15 protein-coding genes and 1 pseudogene are annotated in these 16,001 nt (G+C 62.7%); 4 read left to right on the plus strand and 12 right to left on the minus strand.

Annotation, left to right across the window (positions count from 1 at the left end):
* Positions 1 to 3: 3 nt before the first annotated feature.
* The 7 genes from PC39_RS16435 to PC39_RS16465 form a co-directional block, all read right to left on the minus strand.
* Positions 4 to 324 (minus strand): HNH endonuclease, encoded by a 321-nt coding sequence (locus PC39_RS16435; protein WP_353254502.1) that lies wholly within the window; start codon positions 322 to 324, stop codon positions 4 to 6.
* Between the two features lie 6 nt (positions 325 to 330).
* On the minus strand, positions 331 to 876 hold the full coding sequence (locus PC39_RS16440) for an AAA family ATPase (RefSeq protein ID WP_353254503.1): 546 nt from the start codon (positions 874 to 876) through the stop codon (positions 331 to 333).
* A 127-nt stretch (positions 877 to 1,003) separates the two neighbouring features.
* Positions 1,004 to 2,272: an IS256 family transposase gene (locus tag PC39_RS16445; RefSeq protein ID WP_353254504.1), complete on the minus strand. Its 1,269-nt coding sequence runs from the start codon at positions 2,270 to 2,272 to the stop codon at positions 1,004 to 1,006.
* A 63-nt stretch (positions 2,273 to 2,335) separates the two neighbouring features.
* Positions 2,336 to 2,968: an AAA family ATPase gene (locus tag PC39_RS16450; protein ID WP_353254505.1), complete on the minus strand. Its 633-nt coding sequence runs from the start codon at positions 2,966 to 2,968 to the stop codon at positions 2,336 to 2,338.
* Positions 2,969 to 3,342: 374 nt separating this feature from the next.
* On the minus strand, positions 3,343 to 5,094 hold the full coding sequence (locus tag PC39_RS16455) for an ATP-binding protein (RefSeq protein WP_353254506.1): 1,752 nt from the start codon (positions 5,092 to 5,094) through the stop codon (positions 3,343 to 3,345).
* A 3-nt stretch (positions 5,095 to 5,097) separates the two neighbouring features.
* Positions 5,098 to 6,138 carry an SIR2 family protein gene (locus tag PC39_RS16460; protein WP_353254507.1) on the minus strand — a complete coding sequence of 347 codons (1,041 nt, stop codon included), beginning with the start codon at positions 6,136 to 6,138 and terminating at the stop codon, positions 5,098 to 5,100.
* Positions 6,139 to 6,184: 46 nt separating this feature from the next.
* Positions 6,185 to 6,613 carry a VOC family protein gene (locus PC39_RS16465; protein WP_353254508.1) on the minus strand — a complete coding sequence of 143 codons (429 nt, stop codon included), beginning with the start codon at positions 6,611 to 6,613 and terminating at the stop codon, positions 6,185 to 6,187.
* Between the two features lie 12 nt (positions 6,614 to 6,625).
* Between PC39_RS16465 and PC39_RS16470 the strand changes: the two genes are divergently transcribed.
* Positions 6,626 to 6,952 (plus strand): hypothetical protein, encoded by a 327-nt coding sequence (locus PC39_RS16470; protein WP_353254509.1) that lies wholly within the window; start codon positions 6,626 to 6,628, stop codon positions 6,950 to 6,952.
* 203 nt (positions 6,953 to 7,155) lie between these two features.
* Here the strand turns inward: PC39_RS16470 and PC39_RS16475 are convergent, their stop codons facing one another.
* From PC39_RS16475 to PC39_RS16495, 5 genes and pseudogenes are all read right to left on the minus strand, one after another.
* Positions 7,156 to 7,659 carry a hypothetical protein gene (locus PC39_RS16475; RefSeq protein WP_353254510.1) on the minus strand — a complete coding sequence of 168 codons (504 nt, stop codon included), beginning with the start codon at positions 7,657 to 7,659 and terminating at the stop codon, positions 7,156 to 7,158.
* 114 nt (positions 7,660 to 7,773) lie between these two features.
* Positions 7,774 to 7,952, minus strand: a pseudogene (locus PC39_RS16480) (VOC family protein); the annotation flags it as partial.
* A gap of 47 nt (positions 7,953 to 7,999) precedes the next feature.
* Positions 8,000 to 8,797 (minus strand): COG3904 family protein, encoded by a 798-nt coding sequence (locus PC39_RS16485; protein WP_353254511.1) that lies wholly within the window; start codon positions 8,795 to 8,797, stop codon positions 8,000 to 8,002.
* A gap of 402 nt (positions 8,798 to 9,199) precedes the next feature.
* On the minus strand, positions 9,200 to 11,647 hold the full coding sequence (locus tag PC39_RS16490) for an ABC transporter permease (protein ID WP_353254512.1): 2,448 nt from the start codon (positions 11,645 to 11,647) through the stop codon (positions 9,200 to 9,202).
* Between the two features lie 201 nt (positions 11,648 to 11,848).
* Positions 11,849 to 12,523 carry an ABC transporter ATP-binding protein gene (locus PC39_RS16495; protein WP_353254513.1) on the minus strand — a complete coding sequence of 225 codons (675 nt, stop codon included), beginning with the start codon at positions 12,521 to 12,523 and terminating at the stop codon, positions 11,849 to 11,851.
* Here PC39_RS16495 and PC39_RS16500 point away from each other — a divergent pair.
* The 3 genes from PC39_RS16500 (at position 12,522) to PC39_RS16510 (ending at position 15,656) form a co-directional block, all read left to right on the plus strand.
* Positions 12,522 to 13,163, plus strand: a complete 642-nt coding sequence (locus tag PC39_RS16500; protein WP_353254514.1) for an arylesterase — start codon at positions 12,522 to 12,524, stop codon at positions 13,161 to 13,163. The genes PC39_RS16495 and PC39_RS16500 overlap by 2 nt on opposite strands.
* Before the next feature lie 102 nt (positions 13,164 to 13,265).
* Positions 13,266 to 13,799: a lactoylglutathione lyase gene (gene gloA, locus PC39_RS16505; RefSeq protein ID WP_353254515.1), complete on the plus strand. Its 534-nt coding sequence runs from the start codon at positions 13,266 to 13,268 to the stop codon at positions 13,797 to 13,799.
* A gap of 57 nt (positions 13,800 to 13,856) precedes the next feature.
* Positions 13,857 to 15,656: an acyl-CoA dehydrogenase gene (locus PC39_RS16510; RefSeq protein ID WP_353254516.1), complete on the plus strand. Its 1,800-nt coding sequence runs from the start codon at positions 13,857 to 13,859 to the stop codon at positions 15,654 to 15,656.
* Positions 15,657 to 16,001: the final 345 nt, after the last annotated feature.

Consider the following 16,001-nt stretch of genomic DNA (forward strand, 5'->3'; position numbering starts at 1 on the left):
TAGCTATGGGATTATCTTGCATGACTCAAAGATTCCCCGGACAGCAGTGCAAGCAATTGTTAAATTTTCCCAAAAGAAGTGGAGCTCAATATCTCTAGAAGAAGGCACTTTATGCTCTATATCGCCAGGAGTATTGTGGCCAATTTTGCTTTCACAATACACGCACTTAAATCCTGTTTCGTCTTTTAGCTGTTTCTTTATATCTGGATGCCGATACTTATATTTTTTATTAGAACTTCCTGGATTTTCTACATAATCCTGAAGCCATTGAGCACTATACTCCTCCAACACAGCCGGCTCTTGAAGCTTATCCAAGTTACGCATAACACATTACTTATTGTTGCCGAAGTCGTAGATAGATAGCAGATCGTTGAGACCTGACTCCTTCAGCTCGTCGAACATAGCAGATACTCTTTCTTCAGAGTCCGGACCACCCTCATACTTCTCTAGAATCTCGCTAATTCTCTTCTCTACCCATATTGGAAGAGTCGTTGGCACATCTAGAATTTCGCGCAAGACTTTGTTGGGTGACCCAGCCAAATCTGCCCGCCCAAGATGCTGGCTCACTACTCGTCGGTTTTCGTTGTATACGAGACCATAAACACTAGCATCGGGATTTGAGCTCACAATAAAGGGACTATGAGTGGCAATAATGAATTTATAACTAGGAAAGGCCTTCGCTAAATTAGGAAGCAAACTCCTCTGCATACTCGGATGAAGGTGATTTTCAGGCTCATCAAGAATTACGGTGCAACCATTTTTATCGGCACCATACATGTGAATTTGCCAAGCGATCCCAAAAAGCGAATTAACACCGCCGGACATAGCTGACAAGGAGAACTCGCCGGACTTTGTAACCAGCACAACGTCTGGCATACGTATTTCCAATTTCTCAAAACCAATATTTTCGGGAAGAAGTGTTCGAAGGATTTCTTGAAACCCGAGAAAAAGCTTTTTGTATTCTTCGTTGAGATATAGTCAATAGTGGTGTATGGAGTTTGAATCAGGCGGCCTCCGGCTGGTCATTGGTTGTCGGCCCAGGGTGCTCGATGCCATCGATGAATGTGACGCCCTGGTCGAGCTTTTCGAGCCATTGATAGCCGCGCAGCCGGCGCCAGCGTTTCGCCGCGCTCTGGCCGAGCTTGAACGTCAGGCCCAGGATCGTGTCGCGACTCACGCAGCCGCGTGTCTTGGCGGTGCGCAGGCGCACCGTGGCAAACGTCGATTCGATCGGGTTGGTGGTGCGGATCGATTGCCAGTGCGCGCCGGGAAAGTCGTAGAACGTCAACAGCTCGGCGCGGTCCTTGATCAGGCAGTCGGTCGCCTTCGGGTACTTGTTTTCATAGGCCGCGACAAAGGCGTCAAAAGCGCATTCCGCGTCGGCGCGGGTCTCGGCCATCCAGACGGCCTGAAGCGCTGATTTGGCCTTGGGCTGCGCTTTTTTCGGCAGCTTGTTGAGGACATTCGCGGTCTTGTGCACCCAGCAGCGCTGGTGGCGCGTGGGTGGATACACCTGGGACACCGCGTTCCAGAAGCCCAGCGCGCCATCACCGATCGCCAGCTGCGGCACGGTGGTCAGCCCCTGGCGATCGCGCAGATGAACCAGCAATTCATACCAACTCTGCGTGGACTCGCGCACCCCGTCGTCAATGGCGACGAACTCCTTGGTGCCATCGGACAGTACGCCGACGATCACCAGCAGACAGGCGCGCGTGTCATCGCCTCGGAGGTTGAAGTGCACGCCGTCGGCCCACCAGTACAAGTAACGATGGGCGGACAAATCGCGCTGGTGCCATGCGTCGTATTCGACGCGCCACTTCTGCTTGAGTCGCGACAACGTGCCCGCCGACAGCCCGGCCGCGCCGTCGCCGAGCAGAGCCGTCAACGCCTCGGCGAAATCACCGGTCGAGATCCCTTTGAGATAGAGCCACGGCAACAACTCCTCGATCGAGCGGGTGCGTCGCAGATAAGGCGGCAACAAACCCGAATGAAAGCGCAGGCCACCACCGGAGCGATCCCGGGTTTTGGGCAGCCGCACCGGCACCTCGCCGATACCGGTCTGGAGCGTACGCTCGGGCTGATGGCCGTTGCGCACCACGGCCCGGCGCCCATCGGGCAACCGACGGCCGGCGGTGTCGTCCAGAAAGGTTTGCAGCTCGGCTTCCACGGCTTGCCTCAGCAAATCGCGTGCGCCGCGGCGCAGCAGCTCGGTGAGCGGATCGTCGACGCCGGTTGCTGGCCTTGTATCGAGCTCATGCGTATCGTATTCCATGGCGTATCCTTCATGGCTGGGTGGTCGTTGGTACTTCCATTCCAGCCGGATACGCCGCCTGTTTCAAACTCGCCTATACACCACGATTGAGCATAGCTCTTCTTCGTTCTCTTGAACGGCCTCATTGCCATAACCAAAGAGAGCCAATGAAATCAATGATTGCTTCAATATCACTCCGGGGTTTCGGACATTGGCAGAACCATAGGTCTGCAGAAGCAATTGCTGGAATTCCTGGTATTGTTGCTGATTGGTCTTTGGATTAACTGGCAAGTTGTCGATGTTTTGGAATGAAATCGCGGGCCTATGTGATGGTATATTCAAACCAACAACTTGCTTTTGATTGCCGTACTGCAACTGATATTGAGGATTTTGAGTGCTATTAGGCGGTATTCGGAGTTGGCAGACTTCTCCACTTTCGTAAACAATATTACCTACCGGCTCGGCGGCGTCCGTCGGCTCCTCTCGGTCTATAATCCTTTTGAGATCAGAGAATATTTTCTTCTTCTTCTTCTTTCCAATGAAAGGAGTAGCAGAAAAATTAATACTCCAACCAAAATGTTTACTTAAAACATTAAGGATTGTTGTTTTTCCACACCCGTTTGCGCCAGTTAGCACGGTCGTCTGCTTGTCGAAACTTATTTCGACGTCCTCAAATTGGCGCCAGCCATTCAGTTTCAGTGTTTTAAACTTTTCCATAAGAGGTCTTTATTCATCCCCATAGAATGCATCGTACGGGTATAGATATTTCTGATACGAATATCGGAGAATTCGTATAACACCGCACCTTCCCGAACTCGGCTTGGCTGAATATGCTTGGCAACTATGTGTCTCGCAAATATAGCCCCTATTCCGGGGATGGTGCATTAAATACAATAATTATTGAATCTGATTGCTTTAGTTGCCTATTCTGCTGCCCGGAACTCATATGGTCTGGGTCTCTTTCGGCCATTCCATGGTGAAGGGCTCCGGACTACTCGTTGGGAGGTCGACTTCGCGCACTTACTTTGACTGCTCAGCAACGCACGCCAACGCATCTACTGCAGCGCCTTGTTAGCGGTATACTGACACTCTCATGCTTTTGTCGTTTGCTGCTTTCTAAGTGCCTCGACACCATCTACGATTCCGCTCTCAATGGCTTCTTCCGCCCAGCGATCCCAGAAATCCACCGTTGCGCTGGTCGGTCGCTTGGTCGGCTCGTCAATGCGGATGCGGCTGGGTAAGATAGCCGCGTCACCAACTACCAAAGCTTCACCGATGTCCAGAATCGGCAAGAGTTCCGCGAAGCTCCCGAGTGTGTCCGGCATTAAACGACGGATGACCGCTTGATCTTCCGCGTTGGTCAAACGCATCGCCACGAAGTTATTGCACTGGCTCAATACCGTTCGATTCACTTCCGCCGGACGCTGACTGATAACGGTCAGTCCAACACCGTACTTCCGCCCCTCCTTTGCGATGCGCTCAAATGATTTCAGTCCCTCTTCGGAGACACCGGATTCATGCCGTTCCGGAATATAGAGGTGGGCTTCGTCACAGAGCAACGCAACCGGATGTTGTCTGTCCTTCTCGGTCCATTGCTGGACCGAGAAGACAACACGCGCCACCAGGCCGATAATCAGGGGCAGGATGTCGGAGGGAACCTCCGAAAAGTCGATAATCTTGACGCCTCCCACCCCCCGGACCGTAGTGCTGCCAAGTAAGATAGTCGCGAGTTCCTGCATCCATTCGTACCGCATAGCGTCGTCGCCCGCACTAAAAAGGAAACCAAGGCGGCGGTCCGCGATCTTGGACTCAAGTCGCTGAATGAATCGTGTCAGCTTTCCATGAAAAGGTCCCTGCTTGTCTCGGTTGCCCGCGCCCGGGACCATCTCGGTATCGCATGCATAAAGCTTTGCCAGAACGGCTTCGATGCTATAGGGGACTGGGCTATCAATGGTGAAATTGGCCAACACGTCTTTTTTTTCATTTTCTTCAAGGTAGGTCCGTTTCGCGCCAATCACCTCGCGATTGAACACCATCGCCTGATTGGGCGCATTTTGGTCGCTCCGGTCAAGGAGCATGGCGAGCATTTCCTCATACGTCAGCAGCCAATAGGGTAGATAGAGCACGCCATCCGTGAGGGTTCTGCCTGCGGCTAAATCGCCCGGCCCAGCCACTTTCAGTTGGCTGATGCCGTTACCGTCCAATGTGCTGTACTCACCGTGAATATCAAAAAGGATAGCGCTAGCGTTAGGTAGCTTGGCGACCTGCTCAAGTATTCGGGCAACCGTCCACGACTTCCCGGACCCTGTGCTACCGACCACAACAGCATGGCGCTGGAAGAAGCGGTTTCCGTCAATCCAAGCGTCGGCTTCCTCGTCGAGCGTATATTTGCCCAGACTCAGCGGCTCCTGGCCCTCGACAATTTGCTTCGAAATCGCACGCATGAACGCCGTGAGCCTTTCGCCGCCTAACATGAAACATGGCGCATCAATCTCGGGTACCGTCTCGAGTGTGCGCCGGAAGACATTCTGCTCGGTGCCGACGGCATCAACAAGAGTGCCGATGAGTGTTACGCGGACGATGTTTTCGACGACAGCACGCTCGTCCTGAATCTCGTCACCGTCCTGCTCGTTCTCACTTACCCCAACGAGGGCCTTGCGCATGATCTTGTTGATCAGCCCAATCAAGTGTTGGCCCGCGCGCGAACTGCGCAGAACGACAAGATGATTGACCTGCATCCCGCGAAGTGCATCGACATCTGAGACACTAACCAGAACCGTGCCGGTGTCCACGCTGTACACCGAACCGATGGCGTCGTCGGCGTTATAGTCGAAAATCGGCATTCGCTAACCGCCCCCTTCTCCGATGATCATGTTCATGAAGTTCTGCAATTGCCAGACGGACGCACCATCCAAGACAACGCCGCCGGGGTCGTTCGGTGTGTACACCATGGTACCGTTAGGAGCTTCCTCCACGAACAGGAACCGTTTCGGCGGTTGGTTCAAAAAAGCAGTTCTGGTTTGCGTCGTGAGTTCCTTGGTGACGACAACGAGAGGAATGTCGTCTTTCATGACACGGTTCACCAGCACAGGCTGTACATGCTCGTCGTTGAAACCGTATCCGATGCACACATAGCACGTAGCTTTGCGGAGAACGGTATCAGCCGCGCTCATCACGGTTCGGAAAGGGTCCTTGTGGACCTCCCTGTACTTGCTAACGCCGGGAGTTACGACAAGGGGCTTCATCTGCTCAGGAACCGCTTGTGCAAGGGGAACCGCTATCACGTCGTCCGTAGCATCACGAAACCAGTCGAGTGAGCCGTGAACCTTGAGGATTGTCACAATTCCCTCAAATCCGGGTGAAGGCTCTCGCTCTCGATCAACGGACGTTGCGACAAAACGCTGAAGCCATCCGGCGGTAACGCCCGTAGACGCATACGCACCGACTGCGTTCGCAGCATACTCCGCAACGCGGTCGTAATTCGTGGTTACAACCTGGAGATGAGAGTCCGCAGTTCGCAGAAGGTAGGCGAACAAGTCGGATAGCGGAAAGGCCACTTCGCCTTTCAGGAGCTGATTGTAAAGTCCGATGTCTTTTGCGGAAACAATCTCCCAGGTTGCCCGAACCAGCTTCTCGACAGTGTCCTGGGGCAGCGGCACATCGTGAAGGGCTTGCTCAAGGTCTTTTGTCGCGAGCAAACACTCGGCAAAGGCATCCCAGCCCTCGGGGGTGTCCGTGATGGAGGTCAGCAGCCCGTCGGCAAGAGCTGACATGGACGGGAGACCATGAGGAATCGTGGCCCCCGTACCTAGCACGACGACCGGACGCTCAGCGAGAAATCGCTGGGCGAGCCTTGCTAGCTCTTCATATGTGAACTCTGAACTCATATGATCGCGACTTCTGTTTTCCCCGTTCCAATGACACGACCACCCCTCAGCCCGACACCTCATCACTCTCATCCACCGGCCCAACCCAAAAAAGCGGGTTATGGGCGATCTCCCACAGATGCCCGTCCGGATCGGCGAAGTATCCCGAGTAGCCGCCCCAATCGGTTTTTTGTGCGGGCTTGATCAGCGTGGCGCCGGCGGCGACGGCCTGGCGCAGGAGGCTGTCGACTTCGGCCTCGGAGGTGACGTTGTGGGCGATGGTGATGCCCGCGAAGCCGCTGCTTTGCGGGGAGACGCCGGCGTCCTCGGCCAAGGCCTGTCGGCCGTATAGGCCGAGCCAGGTGCCGTTCAGGGGGAAGAAGGCGACCTCGGGCGGGGATTCCATCCTGGGCAGGCCGAGACCCTTTTCGTAGAAACGGATCGACCGTTGGAGGTCGGCCACGCCCAGGGTGATGAGACTGATGCGGGGTTTCACGTTTCGTCTTCCATGACTGTCCTCGCTTTCCGTGCCGGGACGCTGTTGCTAATCGCCCCGGCCGGCGAATCCGTAGCGTGTCAATTCGTCCTTGCTCAGATAATGCACATCGTCCGACTCAAGGTCGAGCACGGCATCCATGATCGCCGGGTCGGCATCTATCAGTCGTTCATGCAGGCAATTGCCTTCGGACTGGTCATCGGCGCCGACATACTAGGCTTTCCGAGGCGATTAACCGGCGCTTATTGCGTTGCAATCCGGGTGGAGTGTTCATCCATGCCTTCGATGTTCATAGGCGGCAATTCGAACGGCAGGCGAACCAATTCCCGATTGATGTAATAGTTTTCGCGCCCAGGCCGGTGCTTTTCGAGAAGGTAATACCTAGTCAAAAAATAACCTTCTCAAAATTTCGCGATTTTGAGAAGGTTTTGACTGACCCTCTCAAATCCTTACTGGTTTGAGCAGCAATTTTCGGCCTCGAGAACGGAGTTCAATCTGTATTCCATCTATTGGCGCACAACAAGAGCGTCTGCCTGTTGGCATCAGTACCAGAGAAGCTTCGATAGCTCGATACCCCCATTGACTAGATTCACTCGATACAATCCCGGCGATTTGCATTCCTCGACGGGAGCCGTCTCTATCCCAAGAATCTTTTCAAGTGTTCCCAGAACGGCCGTGTTGTCAGAGGAATCCTTAACATTTTCGAGACGCCATCCATCGGCAATGGAGACCTCTGCTCCCGACTTCCCAAACCCGGACTTGATTTCAACTCGATATGGCTTCGAATAGTCCGGCAAAACAAAAGGCGCTCCAGCACTACAGCGGCTTACGTATTCCGAGCATTTGCCTTCACTATCTTTTTCCACGCAGACGTTTTGCTTGCTCACCTCCACGGCCACGAGCGGCTCATATACGATATAGCCGTTTATAGCACTATTTGCGGTGTGGGCCGCAGTCGCCTGCTCTGGCGATATTGGTTCGATTTCGACACCGGCACATCCCGCCAATACGAATGCGACAACGATCATTCCCTGAAATCTCTTCATTCTCGACACTCCTTTCGAGTTACCTCTCATTAGCAACAAAAACCAGACAGAACCCCTCGCTTTGGGTACAGGCGATATCGTTCACATTCACGATCACGATACCTCCGAAATCGCTCCAGCATCCTCGGCCAAGGCCTGTCGGCCATAGAGGCTGAGCCCCAGGTGCCGTTGAAGGAAAAGAAGGCGGCCTCGGGCGGGGATTCCATCCTGGGGAGACCGAAACCCTGTTCGTAGCGGATCGACCGTTCGAGGTCGATCACTCCCAGGGTGATGAGGCTGATGCGGGGTTTCATGTCTTGTCGTCCGTGACTGTCCTCGCTTCCGTGCCGGCACGCTGTTGCTAATCGCCCCGGCCGGCGAATCCGTAGCGTGCCAATTCGTCCTTGGTCAGATAATGCACATCGTCCGACTCGACGTCGAGCATGGCGTCCACGATCGCCGGGTCGATGCCGACCTTGTCGAAATACTGCCGCAGGTTTTGCAGCGCTTCGTCGTAGACCGCCTCGTTGCCCGTGAGGGGACTGCCCCGGCGGAAGTACATGCGGTGGATGCCGACCTTGCCCTCAATGTTGCGTTCGTCACCCGCCGCCAGCAGCAGGACGCAGGCGCTGATGCAGAGGTCGTCTTCGCGCACGACTGTGGTCAGGCGCAGGTCCATGCGGAACAGGCCGCTGCCCAGGGCCTCGGCGACGTTCATGTCGCCGCCGCGGGAATGCAGGGACAGGGTGACGTCCTCGAACTTGCGGCCGGTTGCCTTCTGGGCATCCAGGAGGGCGGTGACGACCGCGCCCATCGGCGACAGGAGGCCTTCGGTGAACTTGCCGGACAGATGTGCCGCGATGACGGACTTGCCTTTATCCGATAGCGCCCGGCGGCTGCAGTGCAGGGTGGCGCGGTGCAGGGCTTCCGGCGGATCGGTCGCGCGGAAGGCGATGCGGCGGCGGTCCGATCCGGATTCGGCCGGGGCGGCACGCTCCCGGAGGAAGGCCGGGAGGGGGTCGTCCGCGGCCGGCTTCAGGGCGGTTTCGGGACAGGTGACGGCCAGTTGGTCGGCGCCGGCATGAGACGTTGTCGTCGCAGCGAGCAGGGCCGCGAGTATCAATGACTTTGCACCGATACCGATGGCCTTATGCTTCACTCAGGCACCCGCCATTTCCTCGGGTTCGTCCGGTATTCGCTCCGCGCCATGGCGAGCGTTCGCCGACGATAGTCGCTCGACGAAATGATGCCGACTTTCATGACTTTGGCTTTCATGTCGAGCCGATGGCTTTCGTTATCATCGGTTGATAATTGAACGCTAGCAGCGCTCGGTCGGGATTTCCAGGGGCACAAACGCGTGCCCAAAGCCCCTCATCCTGGCCTTCTCCCCTCGGGGGAGAAGGGACTGACAATCGCTTCCAAACGCGGGACGCTAAAGCGGAACGAAGGCAATTCCTGCCGGACACCGTCGAATGCTTCGCTGGTTCCCGGACAAGCCCTCCGGGCTTTCCGGGATGACGATCAGTCGGGTTCGGGCCTTTTCCGGGCCTGATCCGGGGCACTAGGCGTCGGCCAGCAAGCGCATGGGCGGGGTGCGGCGGGCGGCGCGGCCTAGGCGGGTGCCGGCGGCGGCGACGGCCAGGGCGGCCAGGGCCGGGAGGGCCTGCCATGCGGACCAGGGGAGCGTGCCGTCCAGGAGCAGGTTGCCGAGCGGGACCAGGGCGGCGAAGACGGCCGCGGTGGCGGTAGTACCGGCGAAGGCGCCCCAGGCCAGGGACTCGCGCCAGGCGACGCGGCGCAGCAGGCGGCTGTCGGCGCCCAGGGCGCGCAGCAGGGCGTTGTCGCGGGCGCGGGCCTCGGCCATGGCGAGCAGCGCGGCGGCCAGCACCAGCAGGGCGGCGCCCATGAGCAGCAGGGCCAGCAGGCCGGTGGCGCGGGTGGCCTGGGAGATCACGGCCTGGGCGCGATCCAGCAGGGCCTCGACGTCGAGCACCGTGGCCTGGGGCATCTCGCGCAGCAGCTCGGCCAGGCGGGCGCCGTCGCCCGGGGGCAGCCAGAAGCTGGTGAGCCAGGTGATCTGCGATTCGGGCAGGCTGCCCGGGGCGAAGATGAAGTAGAAGTTGGGGGCGAAGCTTTCCCAGTCCACCTCGCGCAGGCTGGTGACGCGGGCCTGTAGGGTGCCGCCGGCGCCGACGAAGGTGAGTTCGTCGCCGATCTCCAGCGACAGGGCCTGCGCCAGCTCGCGCTCGACCGAGACGCCGCCGTCGGCCCCCGGCCCGAACCATTCGCCCTCGGCCACGCGGTTGCTGGGCGGCACGCTGTCGGTCTCGGTGAGCACCAGGTCGCGGTTGAGGGCATTCTCCGATTCCCGGACTTCCTTGGTGACCGCCTCGCGCACCGGCTTGCCGTCGATCTCGACCAGGCGCGCCCGGACCACGGGGTAGCGCGGCTTGGCGATGGCGTCGTGGCGTTCGAGCCAGGCGTCCAGGGCCGGCAGGTCGCGGTCGAAGACGTTGAGCACGAAATGGTTGGGCGCCTTCTCGGGCAGTCGCGCCCGCCAGTCGTCGAGCAGCTCGCGGCCGGCCTGGCCGGACAGTGCCAGCACCGCCATCGACACGGTCAGGGCGGCCAGCAGCGGTAGCGCGATCCGGGGCCGCCGGCTCAGGCGGCGCACGGCCAGCCGGGTCGCCAGCGGCAGGCGCGGACTGAGCCAGTCCAGGCCCTTGAGCACCGGCCACAGCAGCAGCGGCAAGCCCACCACCGCCGCCACCAGCAACGCGAGCAGGATGCCGGTCTCGGCGAGCGAGCCGGTGAGCCAGGCCGACACCGCCAGCAGCGATCCCAGCCCGGCCGCGAACGCGACCTGCCCCGCCGTGCCTACGCCGCCGGTCTCGCCGCGCAACAGCCCGGCGACCGGCCGCCGGGCCAACCCCAGGATCTGCGGCAGCCCGAACACCAGCCAGAGGACGAAGGGACCGGCCGCGACCGCCAGCCAGTGACCGGCCCCGGCGGCCAGCGGACCGTGCCAGCCGAGGGCCGCGCGCGCGGCGAGGATCAGCGCCGTGCCGGCGGCCACGCCCAGGGTCGCCGCGGGCGCCAACGCGACCAGTTCACCGCCCAGCAGGCGGGTCACGACCCGGCGGCGCGGGGCGCCGAAGGTGCGCAGCAGGGCCGCGAGCCGCGCCCGGCGGGCGGCGCGCCGGGCGGTGGCCAGGTGCACGGCCGCGCCGCAGAGCAGCACCACCAGCAGCACGCCCAGGGTCACGTAAAGGGCGAGCTGCTGCAGCGGCCCCAGGGCGCGGATCGCGGCGTCGCCGGGGCCGTGCAGCGATTGGTCCGGACGCAGGTCCGCCGCCAGCCGCGCGCGCAGGTCGGCGATGGCCGCCGGCGGGCCGTCGAACAGGGTGCGGTGGGTCACGCGGCTGCCGGGGCCGAGCAGGTCGGCCGCGGGCAGGTCATCCGCGTGCATCAGTACGCGGGGATTGACGCTGTAGAAGGCGGCACCCTGGTCCGGCTCGCGCCGGACCACGCCCGCGATCTCGAGTTCGGCGCGGCCGATTTCAATACGGTCGCCGACCGTCACCGGCAGCCGGTCGATCACCGCGTCCGCGACCCAGACCGTGCCCGGCGCCGGCCCCGACTCGCGGGGCACGGCGTCCGCGAACCGCCCCGGCGCCACCGACAGCGTACCCAGCAGCGGGTAGCCGTCGGTGACCGCCTTCACCCCCGCCAGCAGCGAGGCGTCGCCGGCCAGGATCACCGTGGGGAAGGTGTGGGCCGCCGCCCGGCGCACCCCGTCCGGGACTTCGGTCTGCGCCGGCTCGGGCGCGCGGGTGCCCTCCAGCACCAGCGACCCGCCCAGGGTCTCGGCGCTGCGCTCCGCCACCCGCGCCTGCAGCTCGGCGCGGAACAGCACCATGGTCGCGAACGCCAGCGCGGCCAGGGCCACCGCCAGGGCCAGGACGCGGAAGGCGCCGTCGCGGTAGGGGCGGAACGGGGCGTGTGTCATGGCGAAACCGCCCCCTCACCCCGGCCCTCTCCCCCGCAAGCGGGGGAGAGGGGGTAATGGATTTTGTGCCGCTCTCCCCCATGAGCGGGGGAGAGGGGGTAATGGGTTTTGTGCCGATCTCCCCCACAAGCGTGGCAGAAGGAGTAATGGGTTTTGCGCCGATCTCCCTCGCGAGCTAGGCAATGGGTTTTGCGCCGCTGTCTAGGCATGGAGCCTTCCCGCCTCCAGGTCCAGCGTCCGCCCGCAACGCGCCGCCAGGGCGTCGTCGTGGGTCACCAGCACCAGCGCGGTACCGGCTTCGGCGTTGAGTTCGAACAGCAGGTCGGCGACGCGGTCGCGGTTGGCGTGGTCGAGGCTGCCGGTGGGCTCGTCCGCGAACAGCAGCCGCGGCCGGGGGGCGAAGGCGCGGGCCAGGGCCACGCGCTGCTGCTCCCCGCCGGACAGGGTGGCCGGGAAATGGCGCAGACGGTGGCCCAGGCCGACCCGTTCCAGCCAGGCCGCGGCCTCTTCGCGCGCGCCGCGGCGGCCGGCCACCTCCAGCGGCAGCATCACGTTCTCCAGCGCGTCCAGGTCCGGCACCAGGTGGAAGGCCTGGAACACGAAGCCGCAGACCGCGCCGCGGCGCCGGGCGCGGGCGTCCTCGTCGAGCGTGCTGAAGGGCTCGCCGTCCAGCCGCACGCCGCCGGCGGAGGGCACATCCAGGCCCGCGAGCAGTCCCAGGAGGGTGGATTTGCCGCTGCCGGAGGGTCCGCGCACGGCCACGGTCTCCGCCGGGGCCACGGCCAGGTCGATGGAATCCAGTAACATCAGGGGCCCGTCGGGGCCGGGCACGCTCTTGCCCAGGCCCTCGGCGGCGAGAATCGGAGTGTCGTTCATGCGTGCGTTGCTGTCCTTCGTCCTGGCATCGGTCCTGTCCTGCGTCGCCCTGCCGGCGGCGGCCGGCGGCGTGCTGGTGCTGGGCGACAGCATCGGCGCCGGCTACGGCCTGCCGCCCGAGGCCGGCTGGGTCCATGCGCTGGGCGAGCGCCTGGACACAGTATGCCCCGGCATGCCGGTGCACAACGCCTCGGTCAGCGGCGAGACCAGCGCCGGCGGCCGGCGCCGCCTGCCCGAGCTGCTGGACCGCCACGAGCCGGGCGTGGTGGTGATCGAGCTGGGCGGCAACGACGGCCTGCGCGGCCTGCCGGTGGCCGAGTTGCGCGCCAACCTGGCGGCGATCGTCGAGACCGCGCGCGCGGCCGGCGCCCGGGTGCTGCTGCTGGGCATGCGTATCCCGCCGAACTATGGCCCCGCCTACACGGAATCGTTCGCCGCCGCCTTCGATACGGTGGCGGAGGCCGCTTCGGTTGCGTACGTGCCGTTCCTGCTGGAGGGCATCGCCCTGGACGAGTCCCTGATGCAGGCGGACGGCATCCACCCCAACGCGGCGGCGCAGCCGGCGATCGCGGCCAAGGTCTGGCCGGCGCTGAAGCCCCTGGTGGGGTCGCAATGCGATAATGGGGATGAAGAAGGCTAACCACAGAGACACAGAGCACACAGAGAAGATATGCCATATCAAACCTGTGTCTTTCCTCTGTGCCCTCTGTGTCTCTGTGGTTCATTCCGTAGGAGTTAATAGATGAGCGCACGCCATTTCGAAGAGGCGCCCGGCCTGTGCGAGAACCCGGACGCGGCCACGGGCGGCTTCCGTCTCAACCACACCATGCTGCGGGTGAAGGATCCCGCGCGCTCGCTGGATTTCTATACGCGGGTATTGGGCATGCGCCTGCTGCGCCGCCTGGATTTCGAGGCGATGACCTTCACCTTGTATTTCCTCGGCTTCGTGGACGAGGCCGAGGCCGAGGCGGTGCCGGCGGACGACGGCGCGCGCAGCGAGTGGCTGTTCCGCCAGAAGGCGATCCTGGAGCTGACCCACAACTGGGGCACCGAGGACGATGCGGATGTCGCCTACCACGACGGCAACGCCGAGCCGCAGGGCTTCGGCCACATCGCGATCACCGTGCCGGACGTATATGCCGCGTGCGAACGCTTCGACGACCTCGGCGTCGAGTTCGTGAAGCGGCCCGACGACGGCAAGATGAAGGGCATCGCCTTCATCCGCGACCCGGACGGCTACTGGATCGAGGTGGTGCAGGCCGACCTAATGACCTGACCGCCCAAGCGACGCGACCAACCGCAACCCCATACGACAGCAAGAACAGGACCCGACATGACCGACTATCGCGCCCCCACGCGGGACATCGCCTTCACCCTGCAGGAAGTGGTCGACATCGAGCGCGTGCGCTCGCTGCCCGGCTGCGAGGAATTCGAGCCCGACACCGTGAACGCGGTGCTGGAAGAGGCGGGACGCTTCGCCTCCGAGGTGCTGGGCCCGCTCAACCGCAGCGGCGACACCCAGGGCGCGCGCTGGGCCGACGGCGAGGTCACCACCCCGGACGGCTTCCCCGACGCCTACCGGCAGTTCGTCGAAGCCGGCTGGAACAGCCTCACCGGCGATCCCGACTGGGGCGGCATGGGCATGCCCACGCTGATGGGCGCCGCCGCCCACGAGATGTGGAACGCCTCGAACATGTCGTTCGCGCTGTGCCCGCTGCTGTCCGCCAGCGCCATCGAGCTGCTGTCCCATCACGGCAGCGACGAGCAGAAGACCGTCTACCTGACCAAGATGGTCAGCGGCGAGTGGCCCGGCACCATGGACCTGACCGAGCCGCAGGCCGGCTCCGACCTCGGCGCCCTGCGCAGCCGCGCCGAGCCCGAGGGCGATCACTACCGGCTGTTCGGCCAGAAGATCTACATCACCTGGGGCGAGCACGACGCCGCCGAGAACATCGTCCACCTGGTGCTGGCGCGGCTGCCGGACGCGCCGCCCGGGGTGAAGGGCATCTCGCTGTTCCTGGTGCCCAAGTACCTGGTGAACGAGGACGGCAGCCTGGGCGAGCGCAACGACATGCGCTGCGCCTCCATCGAGCACAAGCTGGGCATCCACGGCAGCCCCACCTGCACCATGACCTACGGCGAGGACGGCAAGGGCGCCCTCGGCTACCTGGTGGGCGAGCCCAACCGCGGCCTGGCGCACATGTTCACCATGATGAACGCCGCCCGCCACAAGATGGGCGTGCAGGCCCTGGGCGTGGCCGACCGCGCCTACCAGCAGGCGCTGGCCTACGCCCGCGACCGAGTGCAGGGCAAGCCGCTGGACCCGGAGGCCCCGCAGGGCGCGACCATCGTCCACCACCCGGACGTGCGCCGCATGCTCATGGGCATGAAGAGCCAGATCGAGGCGTTGCGCGGGCTCAGCTACCAGTCCGCGGCGGACATGGACGTGGCGCGGCGGCACGCCGACGAGGCCGAGCGCCGGCGCGCCCAGGCCCGGGTCGACCTGCTGATCCCGGTGGTCAAGGGCTGGGGCACCGAGCTCGGCATCGATCTGGCCTCCACCGGCATCCAGGTGCACGGCGGCATGGGCTTCATCGAGGAGACCGGCGCCGCGCAGCAGTACCGCGATATCCGCATCGCCGCGATCTACGAGGGCACCAACGGCATCCAGGCCCAGGACCTGGTGGGCCGCAAGCTGCTGCGCGACCGCGGCGAGGCCATGAACGCCCTGCTGGACGAGATGCAGGGCGAACGCGAGCGCCTGGACGCGGCCGGCATCGAGGGGCTGGACACGCTCGTCGACGGTCTCGGCGAGGCCCTGGCGGACCTGCGCAAAGCCACCGACAGCCTGCTGGCGGTGGGCGCGGACGACCCCGGCGCCGCCATGGCCAATGCCTTCAACTACATGATGCTGACCGGCTACGTGACCGGCGGCTGGCAGATGGCCCGCGTCGCCCTGGCGGCGAAGCAGGCCCTGGACGGCGGCACCGCCGAGACCGACTTCTACCGCGGCAAGCTGGCCGCGGCCCGGTTCTACGGCGCCCAGGTGCTGCCGCGCGCCGCCGGCTACGCCCGCGCCGTGACCGCCGGGGCGGACGCGGTGCTGGAACCGGACCCGTTGGCGCATTTCTGAGGGCTCGACGGCTCCTGTCCTCTCTTCCCTCCGGGTAGAGCTTCCCTTCCCCCTCTCCCCTCTGGGGAGAGGGCCGGGGTGAGGGAGATTCCAGAGCGCCGATCCAGGTCCAGCCCCCTCTCCCCAACCCTCTCCCCCGTCTCGGGGGAGAGGGAGTCATATCCGGTCGGAGAGAACCCTCTGTACCCCCTCTCCCCCGTACCGGGGGAGAGGGAGCTTATGTCAGGTCGGGGCGAGCCTCCTTTGCCCCCTCTCCCCATCGGGGAGAGGGCCGGGGTGAGGGGGATTCCAGAGCACCGGTCCAGGTCCAACCGGGGCGGGGGGCCGGCCGGGCGGGGCGGCGCT

The organism is Salinisphaera sp. PC39 (assembly GCF_040361335.1).
In the GTDB taxonomy this organism is placed as follows: Bacteria; Pseudomonadota; Gammaproteobacteria; order Nevskiales; family Salinisphaeraceae; genus APNM01.